Source organism: Bacillus sp. 7705b (genome assembly GCF_002289525.1).
Taxonomy (GTDB): domain Bacteria; phylum Bacillota; class Bacilli; order Bacillales; family Bacillaceae; genus Bacillus; species Bacillus halotolerans.
This window is the reverse complement of record NZ_NSDH01000052.1, coordinates 1-18,145: the sequence shown is the minus strand read 5'-3', so window position 1 is coordinate 18,145 and position 18,145 is coordinate 1. Positions and strand designations below refer to the sequence as shown.

Sequence of the window (18,145 nt, the reverse complement as noted above, 5' to 3'; positions counted from 1 at the left end):
CATTTGAAGTACGGGATGAACATATCCATATTGGAGCTATTATGTATTTACATCCAAAATCAAAAACCGGGGAACCATACGTCCCCCGGGTCACATTCCTTATCGGTTATTCTGATTCTGAGCCATTTGCTGTTCGGCGATTTCAATTGCCCGTTTTACCATGTTACCGGCATCGCGGGCACGAATGCCGCCCCAACCTTCATTTTTTACAGTGTCGTAAAAACCAAGGTCCTTAGCCAGCTCATATTTAAACTCATCTGACATAACTCCACGACGTCTGCCCAAACGAAACAACCCCTTTTTTAGAGATGATAACGATTCGTGCACGTCACGATAAAATGTGACCGTTTTTATCTTTTGTTTAATGACAGTGAAAATATCGAGAGAATTAATGGAAACCAAAAAAAGGCAAAACAAAAAGCAGTAAACAAAAAGTTCACTGCCCGTTAAAATGCTACTGAACTTGCCGCGTCATCATTAAATGTCAGCTCAACAGTCTCAGTCAAAATATCAGCATAACTGTATGAAACTCTTTCAAACGAGTTCTCGTCTTGATCTAGTTGTATCACAAAAACAGCAGGGTACGTCTCAGCTAAAATGCCCGAGCGCTCAATCGTTTTTCGGCGGCCACCGTTTGCTTTTAACGTCAGCCTTTTACCTAAATTTCCATCAAGCGACCTTTTAATATCGGACAACGTCTTCGCCATTGCATCCACCTCACTACATTTATTGTACAACACGAGCCCATTTTTGTCAAATAAAATTTAAATTATATCAACGTTAATAAGACGTTGTCAACAAAATTATTTTGACAAAATTCTATGATTCCTCAAATATTTTCCGCAAGTTTCGGTAAATTATGTATCATTATGCAAAATAAAAACCCCGAATAAATCATCTATCCGGGGTTAATTGGACTTATAAGGCATTCCGACCCTCAGTACTCCTCTTGTTTCAATGCCTCCAAGTCCTTTCTCTCTTGTCAGTGTATTCCGAAGCACTTCCCATACATTGATTCGTTCCATAAAAGGCGTAAAGCTGATTTTCGCTACGATATATACAGGATCAAGAGCGTGAATGTTTACTCTTGAAGGAGAACTCGCGAAATTCGCCCCCGCTCTTATTAGTGATTCAAAGTGGGATTGGCAAGCCCCCGCAAAAATAACAAGCTGATCTAAGTGAGGGATTTTTTTTCGGGCTTTATGAACTGTTTCGACAAAGTGTTTTGAATGTCTGTATGCGCTCAAATCATCAATGCCGCCCTTTTGCTTGGAGTATGCATCATGCCCGGTAATCACCAGGATGTCAGGTCGATATTTGTCGAGCAATTCTTCTATAGAAGCAGACATTTTCTTTTCGTGGCAATGAATGCCATAAACCGGCACACCGATTTTTTTATAGACACTCAGACATTTTTTTAAATACGCCTCATCACCGTCCATATGAAGCACCTTGCCCGGCATATGAAAATAATGCTCCTGATGCTGATACTGGCTTGTCGCATAGTACTCCTGTTTCTCTCTCAGCAGTTTATAATCCTGACGGAGCAACTCAAGTGATTCATTCATTCTGCTTTCATCTTTCTTTTTTCGCATCAGCTGCTCATCTTTTTGCACGGCCACCAAATCAGAAAAATACGCATCAGCAATCAGCCTGACTTCGTCACCATGCAAAATGGCGATTGAATTCCCTGTACTTGTTTGCTCTATCCCTATAATGCGAAACAAAACATCCATTTGATAGGATTTTCTGGCTACCATATCCCCTATTTGAAATTGCACGTTCCTCACTCCACACATAGACTAAGCCTCATCATGAAAGAAAGAGCCTTGAGAAAAGCGCCTTTTTTCGCTGAGTGCAAGTTTTTCTTATCATTGAATTTTAAGGTCCTTCTCTAGCCTATGTAGCGGCAGTCCATGTGGTGCGAAAACAAAAAGCCCTTTTAAAAAAGGGCTTTGTACAATCCGTTAGACAGCGCAGCGAACTCCTCAATAGACAAGGATTCACCTCGGCGCTTGCCGTCAATATTCGTTTCTTCCAGCACTTGCTCGATCGTTGGTTTTTTTGCTTTTCCATCAGGCAGATTGTTCACTAAGTTATTAAGCAATGTTTTACGGCGCTGAGCAAAACTCGCCTTAATTAACTGAAAGAAAAAGGCTTCGTTTTCTACATCCACTGCCGGGCCGTCGCGGCGAATCAGCCGAATGACTGCTGAATCTACATTAGGCTGAGGAACAAATACCGTTTTCGGAACGATCATCACCGTTTTGGCCTCTGTATAAAATTGCACAGCAATAGAAAGTGAACCGTATTCCTTAGATGAAGGATCAGCTGCCATACGTTCGGCCACTTCCTTTTGCAGCATAACGACAATCCCCTTCAGCGGAAGGTTTTCTTCAAGCAGCTTCATGATAATCGGCGTTGTCACATAATAAGGAAGGTTGGCTACAACCATCACCTCATCACAGTCCTTAAATTGCTCTTCAATGACCGATTTGACGTCAGCCTTAAGCACATCTTGATGAATGACAGTGACATTGTCATAAGGGGAGAGCGTGTCTTTAAGGATCGGCAATAAACGCTGATCAATTTCAAATGCCACGACCTTTTTCGCCCGCTTGGCAAGCTGTTCAGTCAAAGCCCCGATTCCCGGGCCGATTTCAATGACACCGGTTTTCTCTGTCACTTCGGCGTGGTCGACAATTCTGTCTAAAATGTTCGTATCGATTAAGAAATTCTGTCCCAAACTCTTTTTAAAAGAAAAACCGTATTTCTTCAGTATCTCTTTCGTTCTATTCGGTGTCGCAATATCTTTATTCATTCTGTTCCTCCCGCATGACGGTATCGAGCGCACTCATAAAATCACTTTTTTTAATTTGAAACATTTGCAGCCGTTTTTGAAGCTGTTTGCCATTTGTATATCCGATTTTCAGCAAATCACCAAGACGTTCACGGCGGCGCTTTGCTTCAGATCCGCCAATCAGCCCGGCGTGAATCAGGTCTTCAGCAGAAATTTCACTCGGCTGTGCTTCCATTTCTTCGTGCACGTTTTCTAAACATGCCCTGATGCTTTCAATCGATGCGTGTTCTACGCCAATTCCCCGTTTGTTCTTAGGTTTCGCAAGATGCTTTGGCAAAAATGCATGCTTACAGCCAGGTACAGCCTCGGAAATGGTTTTTCGTATTTTTTCTCCCGGGAAATCCGGATCCGTTAAGATAATGACTCCTCTGGTTTCCTGAGCCAAACGGATTTGTTCAATCACATGATCACCGATGGCTGAACCATTTGTTTCAATTGTGTCTGCATCAACAGCCAATTTGATGCGGGCCGTATCGTCACGCCCCTCGACCACAATGATCTCTTTAATTTTCATTATTTCCTCCAAGACAAAATAAAAACTTTTGTATATTGATGAAACTTTTTCATATTTCGAGCGTCTAATAAGCAGAAAATACACTTCGTCTATTATAACGAAAAAAACAGAGGGCGCAAAACCCTCTGTATAGATAAGTATATATTAATTCAAGATTTTAATTTTAACTGTTTTATTTCCCCATCGGTAAGCCGATGATTTCTCAGGGAAAAAGACATCTATTTTATTGCCTTTAATCGCTGAGCCCGTATCAGCAGCAACAGCGTATCCATATCCTTCAACGTGGACTTTTGAGCCTAGCGGAATGACATTTGGATCTACTGCGATGACTTTTGCATTAGGATTATTTTTCAGATTAACGCCTGTAGCCGTATGTCCTGAACATCCGCTGCAACTTGCCGTATAAGCCGTAGATGATACTGTCATGACTTTGCCGGTTGATTCATTGCTCCGAGACACAACTGGTTTTGAATCGCCAGAAGCACTGACCTTTTCAATCTTCGGACTGCTTTGCTTTGTGCCGATCGCAACCACTTTATCTTTGCTTTGCTCGGCTGTTTCTTCTTTTACAAGCTCTCTGGAAACTTCTTCGCCGTTTTCCTTTACGACTTCATAATGTTTTTTGAGCTTGCCTTCTTTTCCTTTTTGGACGACCTTTTCTTGCCCTTTTTCAAGAGAAGCGTCTTCTTGTTTTTTCACATCAAACGCTATTTTCTCTTCAACTACATCGGTGACCTTTTCGATACGAGTTATTGTAATATCAGCCTTTCCTTTCGTTAGCTTTTCGTCTAACGCAGGCTTGATTTTATCTTCGTCTTTTATGTTCATCTTTTGCTGTTTTAAAAAGTCAGCGACCGTAGTCGAAGTCGTCCAGATCTTCTTTTCTTTCCCCGCATCGTTCACAGTGACTTGGAACGCAGGTTCTATGTTAATTTTCATGTCTTTCGAAACTTCTGTATCTATTGCAGGATCAATTTGATCGTGTTCTTTCACATCAACATCTTGTTCGTCCAGTAATGCACCGACCGTTTTTGCTGTTGACCATAATGTCTTTTCTTCCCCGTTTAAAGTAAGCTTCACAGGTTTTGCAGCCTCATACACAACATTCATATCTGCTGTTATCTGTGTCTTTTTAGCAGGTGTGATCTTATCTTCGTCTCTTGTCTTTATATCGAGTGTTTCTAAAAGATCACCGACTGTTTTTGCATGTGTGCGTATATTTTTCTTTTTGCCGTTGATAGAAACTGAGACTGATTGTTTCGTCAGCTCATGAGCTGCGTACGCAGTCCCGCTTCCCGCCAGCAGCAAACAAGCAGCAACCAGAATGACTTTGCTTTTGCTAAGCTTTACGGAAAACAGCTTTTTCATTTTTTGTGTGATGAAAAACGCCTCCTTCTCCTCGGAGAGATTATATAGAGTATCTAAAAGGCTGTCAACCCTCCCTTCTCCTTCTCCTAAAAGCTCAGTGTCTTCTTCATTATCCTGAAACACACCGAGAAACGGAAGAAAGACTTGTCGACAAACCTATCCTATGAGGAGAAGAAAGCATGTAGAACTTTTATGGAAAAACGCCGGAACGGACAAGCTCTTACAAAACCTGCTAGCGTTTTTTGTCAGTTTATACGGAAAAGTCTTTTTGCATTTTCAGTCGTGATTGATGCAATTTCTTCAAAGGTTGTTCCTCTTAATTCAGCAATCTGCTCCGCCACATATTTTACATAGCTTGGCTCATTTCTTTTCCCTCGAAAAGGAGTTGGTGTAAGAAACGGACAGTCAGTTTCAATCAGCAGCCTATCATTCGGAATTTCCTTTACAACTTCCTTCGGTTTCTTCGCATTTTTGAAGGTGACAGGACCGCCAAATGACAAATAAAAATTCATCTTCATACATTCTCTTGCAACTTCGATACTGCCCGTAAAGCAATGCATGATGCCGCCGACTTCGTCTGCGCCTTCCTCTTTCAAAATGGCAACAACATCCTCTGTCGCATCACGGTTGTGAATAATAATAGGAAGATTGACCTCTTTCGCCAAGGCAATTTGTTTTCTGAATACTTCTTTTTGAACATCTTTAGGAGATTTATCCCAATGATAATCCAGGCCCATTTCTCCTATCGCTACCACTTTTTCATGAGCAGAAAGCTCTTTAATCCAAGCCAAATCTTCCTCTGTCATGTCAATGGCATCAACTGGGTGCCAGCCGATGGCAGCATAAATAAAATCATATTCCTCAATCATTTCCATCGCCCGGGTAATGGTCGGCCGGTCAAAACCGACGACTACAATACGGTCCACTTTTTCAGCTTTCGCCCGCTCAATAACCTCTTCTAGATCTGTGTTGTATTGTTCTGCATTTAAATGCGCATGTGTGTCAAATAACATAAATGAAAAGCTCCTTTCTTGTCGAAACACAAAAGGTGTTCGACGAATTGTTACACGTGAAACACCTTTTGTTTATCATTATTTAATTCTTGTGCCTTTTGGTAAGGACTGATCGATGGATACGACTTTTAATACGCCGTCTGCTTCTCCTGCAAGGATCATTCCTTGAGAAAGCTCTCCTCTCAGCTTAACCGGTTTTAGATTTGTTACACATACGAGTTTTGTTCCAATAAGCTGCTCAGGCTTATAATGTTTTGCAATGCCGGATACGACTTGGCGTTTCTCAAAGCCTAGATCAAGTTGGAGCTTCAGTAAGCGGTCTGCTTTTTTCACTGGCTCTGCTTCGATGACCTCTGCCACACGAAGTTCGACATTCATGAACTGATCGATCGTAATTTCAGGTAAACGGTCTACCTCTTGCGGCTCTTCTTCTTTTTTCTCTTCTTTAGCTGGAGCTGAGCCCTGCATTTTCCCTTTGATGTATGCAATTTCTTCTTCTGCCTCTAAACGCGGGAATAACGGTTCGCCTTTTTGCACTTTTGTATCTTTAAGCTGGCCGAAAGCAGTAATGCTGTCCCAAGCTTTTAAAGCATCAGCCGTGATACCCAGCTGCTCAAACATTTTTACCGGTGTTTTTGTCAGGAACGGCTGAAGCAGTACGGCTGAAATACGCAATGATTCAGCAAGGTGATACATAACCGACTGCAGTTCTTTTTCTTTTTCAGGATCTTTGGCAAGAACCCATGGAGCCGTTTCGTCAATGTATTTATTAGTACGGCTGATCAACTGCCATAACGTTGAAAGAGCCACCGAGAATTCCATATTTTCCATTGCTTTTTCATATGATTTCACTGTTTCCTCAGCCACGGAAGAAAGCGTCTGGTCAAATTCCGTTACGGCACCTTTATAAGAACCGATTTGCCCGTCAAAATATTTATTGATCATAGCAACAGTACGATTCAAAAGGTTACCTAAATCATTCGCTAAGTCATAGTTAATCCGTTCAACAAAACCTTCCGGCGTGAAGACACCGTCAGATCCAAATGGCACTTCGCGAAGCAGGTAATAACGAAGCTCGTCTAAACCGTAGCGTTCGATGAGTGTGACTGGATCAACAACATTGCCTTTGGATTTCGACATTTTTCCGTCTTTCATCAAAAGCCAGCCATGCGCAAATACTTGCTTCGGCAGCGGAAGATCCAGAGCCATCAGCATAATCGGCCAATAAATGGTATGGAATCGCACAATTTCCTTACCAACTAAATGAACATCGGCAGGCCAATATTTTTGATATAGCTCATCATTTTCTGTATCATAACCGAGTGCTGTTAAATAGTTGAATAGTGCGTCGATCCAAACATACACAACATGTTTTGGATTTTCCGGCACCTTCACACCCCAGTCAAATGTGGTGCGTGAAACAGCTAAATCCTCAAGGCCGGGTTTGATGAAGTTGTTAATCATCTCGTTTTTACGTGACTCCGGCTGAATGAAGGTTGGGTTTTCTTCATAGAATTTTAAAAGACGGTCAGCATATTTCCCCATACGGAAGAAATAGGATTCCTCTTTGATCAATTCAACAGGGTGCCCGCTGTCAGGGCTTTTCCCGCCAATAACCTCACCCTTTTCATTTCGTTCAATATCCACAAGCTGAGTTTCCGTATAGAATGTTTCATCAGGGATACTGTACCAGCCCTCGTATTCATCAAGATAGATGTCCCCGTTATCAAGAAGCTTTTGAAACACCTTTTCTATGACGACTTTATGCCGTTTTTCAGTTGTGCGGATAAAGTCATCGTTTGAGATTTCAAGCTGTTTCCACAGTTTCTGAATATCTGCCGCTGCGCGATCCACATACTCCTGAGGCGTAATGTTTTCCTGTTCAGCTTTTTGCTGAATCTTCTGCCCATGCTCGTCCGTTCCCGTTAAATAGCGAACATCAAAGCCTTTTAATCGTTTGTAGCGAGCCATTGCGTCACCCGCGACTGTTGTATACGCATGGCCGATATGTAATTTTCCGCTCGGATAATAAATCGGTGTTGTAATGTAAAATGTATTGTTTTCTTGCGGCATCTTGAAACCTCCCAATCAGAATGTCAAAAAGCTCCCGCCCAAAGGACGAGAGCGGCGATAAGTGCAAATCATATATGATTACCTATTTTTATATTTATCCTTTATCTATGATACCATCTTAGCCTTTAAGATCAAGGATATATACGTATGCCCCTAAAAAGAATAATTAAAATTAAAAATGTTTAATGAAAATAAAAAAAGTCTGTTCATGTCGAATTTTGTCGTATATAATCTTACGGTATAAAAAACCTTGGTTCGAAAGTCTTGATTTAAAAGGATTTTTCATAGGATAATAGCTTTATTAGAAAATTATAAAATGCTGTTATTCCGGTATTTTCAAAGCCATTACTGACTATAAGAACTAAATCTTACAATCAATAGTAAACAAAAGGATTGACGATTATTGGAAACCTTGTTATGCTATGAAGGTAAGGATTTTGTCGAATAATGACGAAGAAAAATATAATTTAAACAATAATTATCTCTTGGGAGGAGAATGTTTATGAAATCTACTGGTATTGTACGTAAAGTTGATGAATTAGGACGTGTAGTGATTCCTATCGAACTGCGTCGTACTCTTGGAATCGCAGAAAAAGATGCTCTTGAAATTTATGTTGATGATGAAAAAATCATCCTTAAAAAATATAAACCAAACATGACTTGCCAAGTAACTGGTGAAGTTTCTGACGATAACCTTAAACTTGCTGGCGGCAAATTGGTACTAAGCAAAGAAGGCGCTGAGCAAATCATCAGCGAAATCCAAAACCAGCTTCAAAACCTTAAATAATCATTTTTTACACAAAAAACGTTCTTGTTATGACACAAGAACGTTTTTTTTATTGCTGAATATGGTATGCATCATACATTTCACGTTTTGGGACGTTACGATCTACAGCCGCTTTTTTAATGGCTTCTTTTGATGTCGCTCCCTTTGAGATGTAATGCTCGACATGTTCTTTTGCAGATAGGTTCTCCCACCAATGTGTTTCTTCATCTGCTTCCTCAGCTTTATTGCCTTCGACCACAAGACAAAACTCACCGCGGATCTGATCCTCATTTGCCCAGTCTATCACTTCGGATATTGTTCCTCTTATAAACTCTTCATATTTCTTAGTGAGTTCACGGGTCACCGCAATGTCCCGATCTCCTAATATGTCTAACATCACAGACAGGGTTTCCTTCAATCGGTGAGGTGCTTCATAAAAAATAATCGTTTCTTGCCGTTTTTTGAGGACATCGAGTTCTTTCTTCTTTTCTTTTTTCTGCCTGTTGAGAAATCCGTAGAAAAAGAAAGGCTGCGGTACAATTCCTGAAGCGATCAGCGCTGTTAATGCGGCATTGGCCCCCGGCAGAGGAACAACATAACCGCCCATTTCCGTAAAGTCCTTGACGATTTCCGCTCCAGGATCAGAAATTGTCGGCAGTCCGGCGTCACTGACCAGCGCTATGTTTTTCCCGGACTTCAGCCATTCAATGATTTTGTGGCCGCTGCTTTCTTTATTATGTTCGTGATAACTGACAAGCGGTGTTTCAATTTCATATACATGGCAAAGCTTTTTTGTTTGCCTCGTATCTTCTGCAGCAATCGCATCCACTGATTTAAGCGTTTCGATCGCACGAAATGTCATATCCTCTAGATTTCCGATAGGTGTCGGAACCAAATAAAGAATCCCCATATCCGACTTTCCATTAAAGCTCATCTGGCGCCTTAACATATACAGCCTCCTTGCTGTTCCGTTTTTCTTCTATATAAAGCTCTTTTTTTCTGCGGGTCAGTTTTTTAAAGTAATATTCCGCCTGCATGGCTTCCCGCTTTGTTGCAAAAGCCTCAGCAAAAATTAAATCAACCGGGCGTCTTGCTTTTGTATACTTTGCGCCCTTTCCATCGTTGTGAGTTTTCAGCCGTTTTTGCAGATCGTTGGTATACCCTGCATACCAGCTGTTGTCTTTGCACTGTACAACATAAAAGAAATGGTTATTTGTCTCCATATAAAATGGTCCTGATTTCTTTTGTATATTCATTTTGTTCGTTATACACGAACAGCGGAGGAAGTATTTTCAAATCTGGACGCCCGCCTTTTATGCCTTCAACCAAAATGGTATTGGCTTCTTTCCCTTGTTTCGGATAGACAAACTGAACACGCTTCGGCTCAATTTGATAAGCCTTCATCAATTCAAAAATTTCGAGAAGCCGGCCCGGACGGTGAACAAGCGCCGCCTTTCCTCCTTGCTTTAGCAATTTACTGCTGACTGAAATGACATCCTCCAATGTACAGTGAATTTCATGTCGTGCGATACGGAGATGTTCATTCAAATTTTGTTCGGCCTGTTTCGGTGTTTTAAAATAAGGCGGGTTGCAGGTAACAACATCATATCTATTATGCCCCAGCTTTTCAGGCATGTTTTTCAGATCATCATGTATGATTTGAATTTGATCCTGCAGCTCATTATACGCCACACTGCGGACAGCCATATCATGGAGTCTTTCCTGAATTTCAACTCCAAGAATGTCGGCTTTTGACCTTGTACTCAGCAGCAGCGGCACAATACCGTTGCCAGTGCACAGATCAACAATTTTCCCTTTTTGAATCGGAACATACGCAAATTTGGAGAGAAGCACGGCGTCCAATGAAAAAGCAAACACCGTTGGACTTTGTATAATCTTCATATCCTCTGCCAGCAAATAATCTAATCTTTCATCGTCATGTAATGAAACCATTTTCTTATCCTTTCCAGCACCTTTGAAAAAGGCTTCCGTCTGATGCGGAAGCCTTTTTCCTTATTTTTTATTTAAGAATGACAGACAGAAAAGACAATCTTCTTTTCTGACGCTTCCATAGTGGACGTTACAGATATGGAATCCTTCCTGATACAGACGTGCCAGATTATCATATCCTTCCCCTATATCAGCTTGCTCTGTTTTCTGTGTTTTTGATTCTTTTTTATCAGCTTTAAACTTTTCAATCTGCTGCGTCGTATCGTCCAGCCGTTTACGCAAATGCTTATTTTCAAGCTGTAAATGATGATTTTCTTCAATCATCTCACCGATATGCTGCTTTAAATCCCCCAGCTGCCGGTAAAGCGAGCCGATTTGTTCTTCTAAGTTAATGACGGTATCAAATAACTCTTTTTTATCCAAGGTTCCACACCTCGTTAATCTGTGGTTTGTGCGGATACGACGCCCTCTTCCAAGAGCTCTTCCCAAGTATATTCTATCACTTTTTCACGGTTCATCAGTTCCACCTGAAGCACCCGTTCCAGAATATTCAGCCCGACGACTTTTGCAGGCCCGTTTGCTGTCGTAATCATTTCCCCTATATCCGGAAGCTGTTCCTTTGCAGTCTCATACTCATCGTTTTCGTATTTCAGACAGCACATCAGACGTCCGCAAAGACCAGAAATCTTTGTTGGATTTAAGGATAGGTTCTGATCCTTCGCCATCTTAATGGACACAGGTTCAAAATCTCCGAGGAATGTTGAACAGCAAAGCATTCTGCCGCAAGGGCCGATTCCTCCGAGCATTTTTGCCTCATCTCTCACCCCAATCTGGCGAAGCTCAATCCTTGTTTTAAAGATGGAGGCTAAATCCTTTACAAGTTCTCTGAAGTCTACTCGGCCGTCAGCAGTGAAGTAAAAAATCACTTTATTACGGTCAAACGTAAACTCCACATCGACCAGCTTCATATCCAAGCCGTGATCTATCACTTTCTTTTGGCATATTTCAAATGCTGATAAAGCTTCTTGTTTATTTTCTTCTACAATGAGAAGATCGCGCTCGTCAGCCACGCGTATCACTTTACGGAGCGGAAGCACAACATCATGCTCATCCACCTGTTTATTCGCGACAACAACCTGGCCGTACTCAACACCTCTGACAGTTTCTACAATTACGCAGCTGTCTTGTTCTATATGAAATCCATTCGGATCGAAATAATATATTTTACCCGCTTTTTTAAAGCGGACGCCAATTACATTGTACAAGCTTATCCCTCCTGCAACATTAACACCAAGTGCTCCATTAATCCCTGCACATTCACATTGGAATGAAGCCGTTTCTTTGCTTCTAAAACAGCAAGTATCTGGTTCGTAACGCTTTGTTGTGTTGATTGTAGCGCATGCTGTTTTATTGATTGGAATAAGTCTTGATAAATCAATTTATCTTCATTTCCTATTTGGATGGACAACACATCGCGATATATCAATAAGAGCATATCAAGACCCATTTCTTGATGGGTTTTTTCTTTGAAAAAGGGCATCCATTGATCTTGAATAAAGAAAAAGGCATGTCCTTTCCGCTGGTGTAAGACTTCATACAATTTTATCACTTTCGCTCTAGACTCTGCAAACTCATCATTTCGACTTAATTCGACTGCTTCTGCTACATTGTTGGTCATGTTCGCCAGGAGCCTCGCCATATGAGGCAAGACATCCTGTTCTATCAGTCGGTCTTCAATTGCTTTGGGCTGCAAAGGCTGAAAAGGAAGGGTTTGGCATCTTGAAATGATGGTATCCAATAACCTTTGAGGCTGCTCAGTGATAAGGATGGCCATTGTGTCTCTGTTCGGTTCCTCTAAAAACTTCAGCAGGCTGTTTGCCGCATTAGCCGTCATTTGATCTGCATGGGATATGATGTACAGCTTTTTATGCGATTCAAGCCCTGTTTTAGAAAACTCTTCTTGCAGCGCTTGAATTTGCGCCTTTTTAATCGATAACCCATCAGGCTGGACCAGATGGAGATCAGGGTGGTTCCCCGACTCAATCCGCTTACAATTTCTGCAGTTCTCACAAGGCTCTGCTCCGTCTTCCAGACAAAAAAAGCTTTTCGCAAGAAGCATTGCGGCCTCCAGCTTGCCTGTTCCTTTTTTGCCCTCAAATAAATAAGCGTGTGATAGTCTGTCCTTCTCAATACTATTATATAAAAGCTTCATTACTCTGGGCTGAAGCTCGGTCATTTCCTTCCAGGATATTGCCATTGTATCACTCTCTATGTGTAAAGGTTAATCAATAAACCTTTTATTTCGCCAATACGCTCCAGCAAATCAATTGCCGGTTTTTCCTGATCCATCATCTCTTCAGTAAGCTTTATCAATTTCTCGTCTATTTCTTTCACAAGTCCCAGCGTTCTGCTGTTTCCGTAAAGATCAAAGCTTTTCGACGTTTCATGTGAAAGGCCGCTGTCAACAGCTTCTTTGACAAAACGTTTCACAAGCCCTTTAAATCTTGCCAAGTCTTTAAAATTTCGTGATTTCGTCAGTCTTTTCCCAAATGCTTCTATGTCCGTTAACATCCTGGTCAGCTGATCAAACTTCAATTTGCTGCTTTGGTTCTCCATTGATGTTTTAAAAGATGCTGAAATCTCAGCTGTTTTCATAGAAGGAAGCTGCTTATTATCTATAAATGTGCGTATATCTTTATTAATTTTCACAGTTTCAAATCCTTAAAATTGATGAAATTCATCGACTGGAAGGACAAACACTGTCGCTCCGCCAACTTCAACTTCGACTGGATAAGGGACATATGAATCAGCATTTCCGCCCATTGGAGATACAGGAGCAATCATCTGATCACGTTTCTGTCCGTTTTCTTTAATGAGGCTCAATGCTTTATCGACCCGAATATCCTCGACACCAATCATAAACGTTGTATTGCCTGATTTAAGAAATCCTCCCGTCGTCGCAAGCTTTGTGACTCTAAAGTTGTGATCTGTTAAAGTTTTCAAAAGTCTGTTGCTGTCCTGATCTTGTACAACTGCCACTATTAATTTCATCTGTAAAGGCCTCCTTTAGATTGGAAACAACAATGATCTCGTTTACATTATTATATCAACTAATGAGAAACAGGTCACAATTGAATTTTTTTCAACGCTTCTTTGATAACCTTTAGAACGTCCTGAACAACGAGGTCTTTCGATTGTGCTGCATCAACTGAATGAAATCTTTCTGGAAAACGTTTCATCAGCTCCCGATAACCTTCCTGAACCTTTGTATGGAAGCTCAACTTTTCCAGATCGAGCCGGTTTTTCTCCCGAGAGCCGTTCGCATCAATACGCTTCAGGCCCTCTTCCGGATCAATTGAAAAATAAATTGTGACATGAGGCATCATATCCCCAATGGCGAATTGGTTAATCGAAAGAACCTCATCAATCCCAAGACCTCTTGCATATCCTTGGTATGCGAGTGAACTGTCTATGAATCTGTCACAAAGTACAATATGCCCCTGCTCTAAAGCAGGTGTTACTTTTTCAACTAAATGCTGACGTCTTGCCGCTACATATAAGAGAGCTTCTGTTTTCGGATCCATTAACGTGTTGTTTTCGTTTAGAATAACTTCTCGAATTTGTTCTGCGATATCTATGCCGCCTGGTTCCCGTGTTGCTGTAACCTGAAGGCCTTCTGCTGCCAGTATCTTTTTTATTTCCTGCAATACAGTCGTTTTTCCCGCGCCTTCAGGACCTTCAAATGTAATAAATAAACCGCTCATGATCTCTCCTCTTCTATATAAACAAGTAATTGCTTCTCATTGATTTTCATATTCCCTTGAACATGCGTTTTCATGCTGATCAAGCGGCTGAGCTTTTGCACGCTTTCCCTTGTGATTCTTTCGCCTGCCATAATCATCGGAATTCCCGGCGGATAAGGTATAACATCCTCTGCATTCAGCCGGCCTGCCGCTTTATCAAAACCCACATATTCTTTCTGTAACGTGTTTAAAACCTTTTTTGAATAAGGCATTACAGTAATAGGCTGTGCTCCCCATTCTGCAGAAACATTCATCTGGTCCGATGGAGTCTTTTCGATCTCTTGATCGATTTTCTTAATCGTTTCAGCAGTAATTCTTCTTTTTCCTCCCAAGGGAAGAACAAGCAAAACCTGATTTTCATCGGCAAGCTCTGTGAATATGTTGACACGCTCTAATATTTTTTGCAGTGTAAAACCTGAATGGCCGCATTTGGAACGAATGGTGAGCTTCAGCGGATCCGTTGTAATCCGTTGATTGGCCGGTTCAACCGCTTCAGCATATGCAAGTGAATCAAACGTTTGTTTAATCGATTGAATATGCTGCAGAACGTCAGAAAGCTTTTGTTCCTCTATCATATGCTGCACATAAGCGCGGGCAAGATCCAATGAAGCCATTATCGGATAAGACGGGCTGCTGCTTTGTAAACGATTCAAGTAATCCGCTACCCGGTTCCGTTCAATCTTGTTGCTATTGAGGTGCAAATAAGACCCCATCGTCATGGCAGGCAACGTTTTGTGCGCCGACTGAACAACAATATCTGCTCCCATTTGCAACGCTGAAGCCGGGAAAGGCTCCCCTAAAACAAAGTGTGCGCCATGCGCTTCATCCACCAGCACAGGAATCCCGTATTGATGGGCCTCTGAAATGATTTCAGTCAAATCCGCGCTATGTCCATAGTATGTGGGATTGGTCAGCACCAACCCCTTCGCATTTGGATATGCCTTTAGAGCTTCTTTTATCGTATCAAGCGAAACATGCGTAGGCACATGCATTATTTCATCAATGTCAGGTGCGAGATAAACCGGCTCAGCTTCAGCCAAATCAACAGCATGAAAGACAGATTTATGGCAGTTTCTTTGGATCAGGATCGTATCTCCAGGATCACAAACTGATAAAATCATCGCTAAGTTTCCGACAGTCGTGCCGTTCACAAGAAAAAAACTTTCTGCCGATCCATACAATTGGCTGACAAGATCTTGGGCTTCCTTAATTACACCTGAAGGATGATGCAAATCATCCAGCCCCGATAGTTCAGTCAGGTCAATTGTAAGAAGCGGGTTGTATATGGTCTTAGCCTCATCAAAAAAGACATCTCCATTGTGATGTCCCGGAACGTGAAATGAATGAGAATTCCTTCTCGCATGTTGAATCAGTGCATGATATAAAGGTGTGTTCATTAAAACAATCCCTTGAATGTGTATTCTTACTCTTTATTATATCGTTCCTATGACAGAACTTAAAGCTAAGACTTACTGGTAAACTACCTTTCCTTTATCGCGAGCAGCTTTTGCTTCAAATCGCCTTCCATCATCATGAGCTCTTCTTCAGCCTGTCGGCGTTTGAGCCGCCCTTCTTCTTGAATCGTCAGCGTTTCTTCAAGCGTACTGATTAAGCTTTCCTGCACCTTCTTTAACGTATCAATATCAACAATCCCTCGTTCGTTGGCTTTCACTGTTTCAATTGTATTCGTTTTTAAAAGCTCCGCGTTTTTTAGCAAAAGTTCATTTGTTGTATCGGATACTTTTTGTTGTGCATCCACAGCGTTTCGCTGCCGTAAGAGTGTCAATGCAATCGCTACTTGGTTTTTCCAAAGCGGGATTGCAGTTACAATGGATGACTGGATTTTTTCAGCTAATGCCTGATTCGTATTTTGAATTAACCTGATTTGCGGAGCGCTTTGTATGGTAATTTGCCTGCTCAAGAGCAAATCGTGCACTCTTTTATCCAGTCGGTCAGCAAATTGGATCAAATCGTTTACTTCTTGAACGGCCATTTGATTATGTTCACTTGACTCGGCCTGTCGTTTCAGTTCAGGAATTGTTTTCGTTCTTAATTCATCCAGCTTTAATTCACCAGCAGCAATATAAACATTCAGTGCAGAAAAATATTCTTTGTTTTTATCATATAACTGCTCTAACAGCTTATTATCACTGAGTAATGCATTTTTTGAATGCTCAAGTTTTAAACTGATTCTGTCTATCTGCACACTGGTCTTTTGATACTTTGACAGTACCTCCTGAAGAGAATGAGACACTTTCCCAAACATGCGTGCCAAGAAACCTTTTTTCTTAGACTGCAGTTCATCTGGATTTACTTGTTCCAGCTTTTTCATCAGCTCACCAAGGATTTCACCGATTTCCCCGACGTCCTTCTTTTGAACATGATCAATCATCGTATGAGAAAAATTCAGCAGCTTAGACTGAGCTTGTGAACCGTATAAGACAATACTGTTCATATTGTTATGATCAATCTGTTCAGCCAGCTGGTATGCTTTTTCTTTGTTTTCTTCGGGCAGAACATCGACAAGCCGCACTGGCTGCTTTTCTGATTCGACAGCCTCCCCCTTTGGTATTTCGATATCCCCAAAAGGGTCTGCCAACAATCCGTCTATTTGAAGTTCGCTTCGATCTTTATTCACCGTCCTTGCCCCTTCCGTTATTTTTTCAAAGAATGCTTCGCTGCATCTAATTCAAATTGCAGTTCACCAATTTCGTCGCCCATTAATTGAGTTAAATCTTCTTCTAAACGCTTCGTCAATTCAGCAAGTGTGATACGCACTTTACTCAACGACATCGAAAGCTCTTTGTTTTTTTTCGGATGGGAAGAAAGAAAAGCATATTTCTCAGTCAGTTCCACAACAGAATCTAGAGTCTGATAAAAGAAACGCTCAGCCCGATAAAACCGTTTTGGCTCTTTTTTGGTTAATATATAGATCCTTCTGACAAGTCTCAGCATCTCTGCATTTTGCTTAAACATCTGGATACTTTTCGCCTGAAATAAAGCTTTTCTAAGACGAATTATTTTTTGCCTTGCTTCCTCAAGATTTTTCTTGATGTACGCATATTCTCTTCTCGTCAGTTCATGTTTTTTAAGAAATAACCGTCTTGAATTCCACAAACCCGCTGTGTATACGAGAGCTGCTGATGAGACGCCATATACGAAAGATAAAAAAAGTGATTGGTTTAAACCAAAAAAACTCAATAATCCTATGAAAACAAAAGTCGCACTGCTTGTGAAACTCCATATCAAAAATTGAAGAAATCTATGCATCACTTCATCGACTCCTGTGAGTATTTCATATTTAACATTATTATCTACTACGTTTAGTCCCTAAACAAGTTTCATGTTCTTTTATCGTATCCACTGCTTTATATAAAGTGAAAAATGGTACAAAAAAAGACCTTCTCAGGTCTAAGAATATAATGGCGGTGTATGAATGCTCTTTAATTTTTTGACATAAAAGGCATAGTCAGGATCGGAAGTCGCTGTAGAAATTACTTTTCTCTCACAATCTAAGCATATGAATTTTGTATAAAGATGAATCCCTCTGCTTTTCTCTTGTTCGCAAATAATACATGTTTGATGGTGTTTAACCGTTTCGTCCATCGTCCCCACCTCCGTACAATTAGCCTTTCCTGAAACCTGTTATTGTATACATTATTTAGATCTTTTGGAATCTTGAGATCAGTATATGGGCTATATAAGCTGTCGGTGTTTGTATTGTTTTGATTTCACTTGTACTTGGACAAACAAAAAACCCAGCTCAATGAGCTGGGTTTTACCCTTTTGCTTGGCGGC

22 protein-coding genes are annotated in these 18,145 nt (G+C 41.1%); 1 reads left to right on the top strand and 21 read right to left on the bottom strand.

All coding sequences use genetic code 11. From position 1 onward, the window contains the following. Nucleotides 1-99 precede the first annotated feature (99 nt). From CJU60_RS19845 to metG, 8 genes are all read right to left on the bottom strand, one after another. Complete coding sequence (locus tag CJU60_RS19845) at nucleotides 100-285, bottom strand: small, acid-soluble spore protein, alpha/beta type (RefSeq protein WP_010332697.1); 186 nt, start codon at nucleotides 283-285, stop codon at nucleotides 100-102. 161 nt (nucleotides 286-446) lie between these two features. Then, a complete protein-coding gene (gene veg / locus CJU60_RS19840; RefSeq protein ID WP_024123616.1) occupies nucleotides 447-707 on the bottom strand; it encodes a biofilm formation stimulator Veg in 261 nt (86 codons plus the stop codon). Nucleotides 708-908: 201 nt separating this feature from the next. Next, nucleotides 909-1,781, bottom strand: coding sequence for a sporulation-specific protease PrtG (gene prtG / locus CJU60_RS19835; RefSeq protein ID WP_024123615.1), 873 nt, complete (start codon nucleotides 1,779-1,781; stop codon nucleotides 909-911). 161 nt (nucleotides 1,782-1,942) lie between these two features. Then, nucleotides 1,943-2,821, bottom strand: a complete 879-nt coding sequence (rsmA, locus tag CJU60_RS19830) for a 16S rRNA (adenine(1518)-N(6)/adenine(1519)-N(6))-dimethyltransferase RsmA (RefSeq protein WP_095714729.1) — start codon at nucleotides 2,819-2,821, stop codon at nucleotides 1,943-1,945. Then, nucleotides 2,814-3,374 (bottom strand): ribonuclease M5, encoded by a 561-nt coding sequence (gene rnmV / locus CJU60_RS19825; RefSeq protein ID WP_044153503.1) that lies wholly within the window; start codon nucleotides 3,372-3,374, stop codon nucleotides 2,814-2,816. The genes rsmA and rnmV overlap by 8 nt, the downstream gene beginning before the upstream one ends. Before the next feature lie 144 nt (nucleotides 3,375-3,518). Then, a complete protein-coding gene (locus tag CJU60_RS19820) occupies nucleotides 3,519-4,742 on the bottom strand; it encodes a G5 and 3D domain-containing protein (RefSeq protein WP_024123612.1) in 1,224 nt (407 codons plus the stop codon). A gap of 245 nt (nucleotides 4,743-4,987) precedes the next feature. After that, nucleotides 4,988-5,755, bottom strand: coding sequence for a TatD family hydrolase (locus CJU60_RS19815; RefSeq protein WP_069487699.1), 768 nt, complete (start codon nucleotides 5,753-5,755; stop codon nucleotides 4,988-4,990). Between the two features lie 78 nt (nucleotides 5,756-5,833). Further along, nucleotides 5,834-7,828, bottom strand: a complete 1,995-nt coding sequence (metG, locus tag CJU60_RS19810) for a methionine--tRNA ligase (RefSeq protein WP_095714728.1) — start codon at nucleotides 7,826-7,828, stop codon at nucleotides 5,834-5,836. Between the two features lie 496 nt (nucleotides 7,829-8,324). Here metG and abrB point away from each other — a divergent pair, with 496 nt between their 5' ends. Continuing rightward, nucleotides 8,325-8,615, top strand: coding sequence for a transition state genes transcriptional regulator AbrB (gene abrB, locus CJU60_RS19805; RefSeq protein WP_003226760.1), 291 nt, complete (start codon nucleotides 8,325-8,327; stop codon nucleotides 8,613-8,615). A gap of 49 nt (nucleotides 8,616-8,664) precedes the next feature. Here abrB and rsmI read toward each other — a convergent pair whose 3' ends face one another. The 13 genes from rsmI to CJU60_RS19740 all read right to left on the bottom strand — a co-directional run bounded on the left by rsmI (nucleotide 8,665) and on the right by CJU60_RS19740 (nucleotide 17,953). Beyond that, nucleotides 8,665-9,543, bottom strand: a complete 879-nt coding sequence (gene rsmI / locus CJU60_RS19800) for a 16S rRNA (cytidine(1402)-2'-O)-methyltransferase (RefSeq protein ID WP_059334656.1) — start codon at nucleotides 9,541-9,543, stop codon at nucleotides 8,665-8,667. Beyond that, nucleotides 9,518-9,817: a GIY-YIG nuclease family protein gene (locus CJU60_RS19795; protein WP_010332689.1), complete on the bottom strand. Its 300-nt coding sequence runs from the start codon at nucleotides 9,815-9,817 to the stop codon at nucleotides 9,518-9,520. The genes rsmI and CJU60_RS19795 overlap by 26 nt, the downstream gene beginning before the upstream one ends. Continuing rightward, complete coding sequence (locus tag CJU60_RS19790; RefSeq protein ID WP_024123608.1) at nucleotides 9,804-10,547, bottom strand: tRNA1(Val) (adenine(37)-N6)-methyltransferase; 744 nt, start codon at nucleotides 10,545-10,547, stop codon at nucleotides 9,804-9,806. Before CJU60_RS19790 ends, CJU60_RS19795 begins: the two co-directional genes overlap by 14 nt. Before the next feature lie 60 nt (nucleotides 10,548-10,607). Beyond that, nucleotides 10,608-10,967, bottom strand: a complete 360-nt coding sequence (yabA, locus tag CJU60_RS19785; protein WP_010332687.1) for a replication initiation-control protein YabA — start codon at nucleotides 10,965-10,967, stop codon at nucleotides 10,608-10,610. 14 nt (nucleotides 10,968-10,981) lie between these two features. Beyond that, on the bottom strand, nucleotides 10,982-11,809 hold the full coding sequence (ricT, locus tag CJU60_RS19780; protein WP_010332686.1) for a competence/sporulation regulator complex protein RicT: 828 nt from the start codon (nucleotides 11,807-11,809) through the stop codon (nucleotides 10,982-10,984). A gap of 2 nt (nucleotides 11,810-11,811) precedes the next feature. Continuing rightward, nucleotides 11,812-12,801: a DNA polymerase III subunit delta' gene (holB, locus tag CJU60_RS19775; protein WP_095714727.1), complete on the bottom strand. Its 990-nt coding sequence runs from the start codon at nucleotides 12,799-12,801 to the stop codon at nucleotides 11,812-11,814. A gap of 11 nt (nucleotides 12,802-12,812) precedes the next feature. After that, nucleotides 12,813-13,253, bottom strand: a complete 441-nt coding sequence (locus CJU60_RS19770; RefSeq protein ID WP_024123606.1) for a YaaR family protein — start codon at nucleotides 13,251-13,253, stop codon at nucleotides 12,813-12,815. 12 nt (nucleotides 13,254-13,265) lie between these two features. Next, entirely contained in the window at nucleotides 13,266-13,595 is a 330-nt protein-coding gene (gene darA, locus CJU60_RS19765) for a cyclic di-AMP receptor DarA (RefSeq protein ID WP_003218295.1), read from the bottom strand. Between the two features lie 74 nt (nucleotides 13,596-13,669). Further along, a complete protein-coding gene (gene tmk, locus CJU60_RS19760; RefSeq protein ID WP_095714726.1) occupies nucleotides 13,670-14,308 on the bottom strand; it encodes a dTMP kinase in 639 nt (212 codons plus the stop codon). Further along, entirely contained in the window at nucleotides 14,305-15,744 is a 1,440-nt protein-coding gene (locus CJU60_RS19755; protein ID WP_095714725.1) for an aminotransferase class I/II-fold pyridoxal phosphate-dependent enzyme, read from the bottom strand. The genes tmk and CJU60_RS19755 overlap by 4 nt, the downstream gene beginning before the upstream one ends. Before the next feature lie 83 nt (nucleotides 15,745-15,827). Beyond that, nucleotides 15,828-16,985 carry a toxic anion resistance protein gene (locus CJU60_RS19750; protein ID WP_095714724.1) on the bottom strand — a complete coding sequence of 386 codons (1,158 nt, stop codon included), beginning with the start codon at nucleotides 16,983-16,985 and terminating at the stop codon, nucleotides 15,828-15,830. Nucleotides 16,986-17,002: 17 nt separating this feature from the next. Further along, nucleotides 17,003-17,617 (bottom strand): 5-bromo-4-chloroindolyl phosphate hydrolysis family protein, encoded by a 615-nt coding sequence (locus CJU60_RS19745; RefSeq protein WP_095714723.1) that lies wholly within the window; start codon nucleotides 17,615-17,617, stop codon nucleotides 17,003-17,005. 141 nt (nucleotides 17,618-17,758) lie between these two features. Further along, nucleotides 17,759-17,953 (bottom strand): sigma factor G inhibitor Gin, encoded by a 195-nt coding sequence (locus tag CJU60_RS19740; protein ID WP_024123601.1) that lies wholly within the window; start codon nucleotides 17,951-17,953, stop codon nucleotides 17,759-17,761. Between the last annotated feature and the right edge of the window lie 192 nt (nucleotides 17,954-18,145).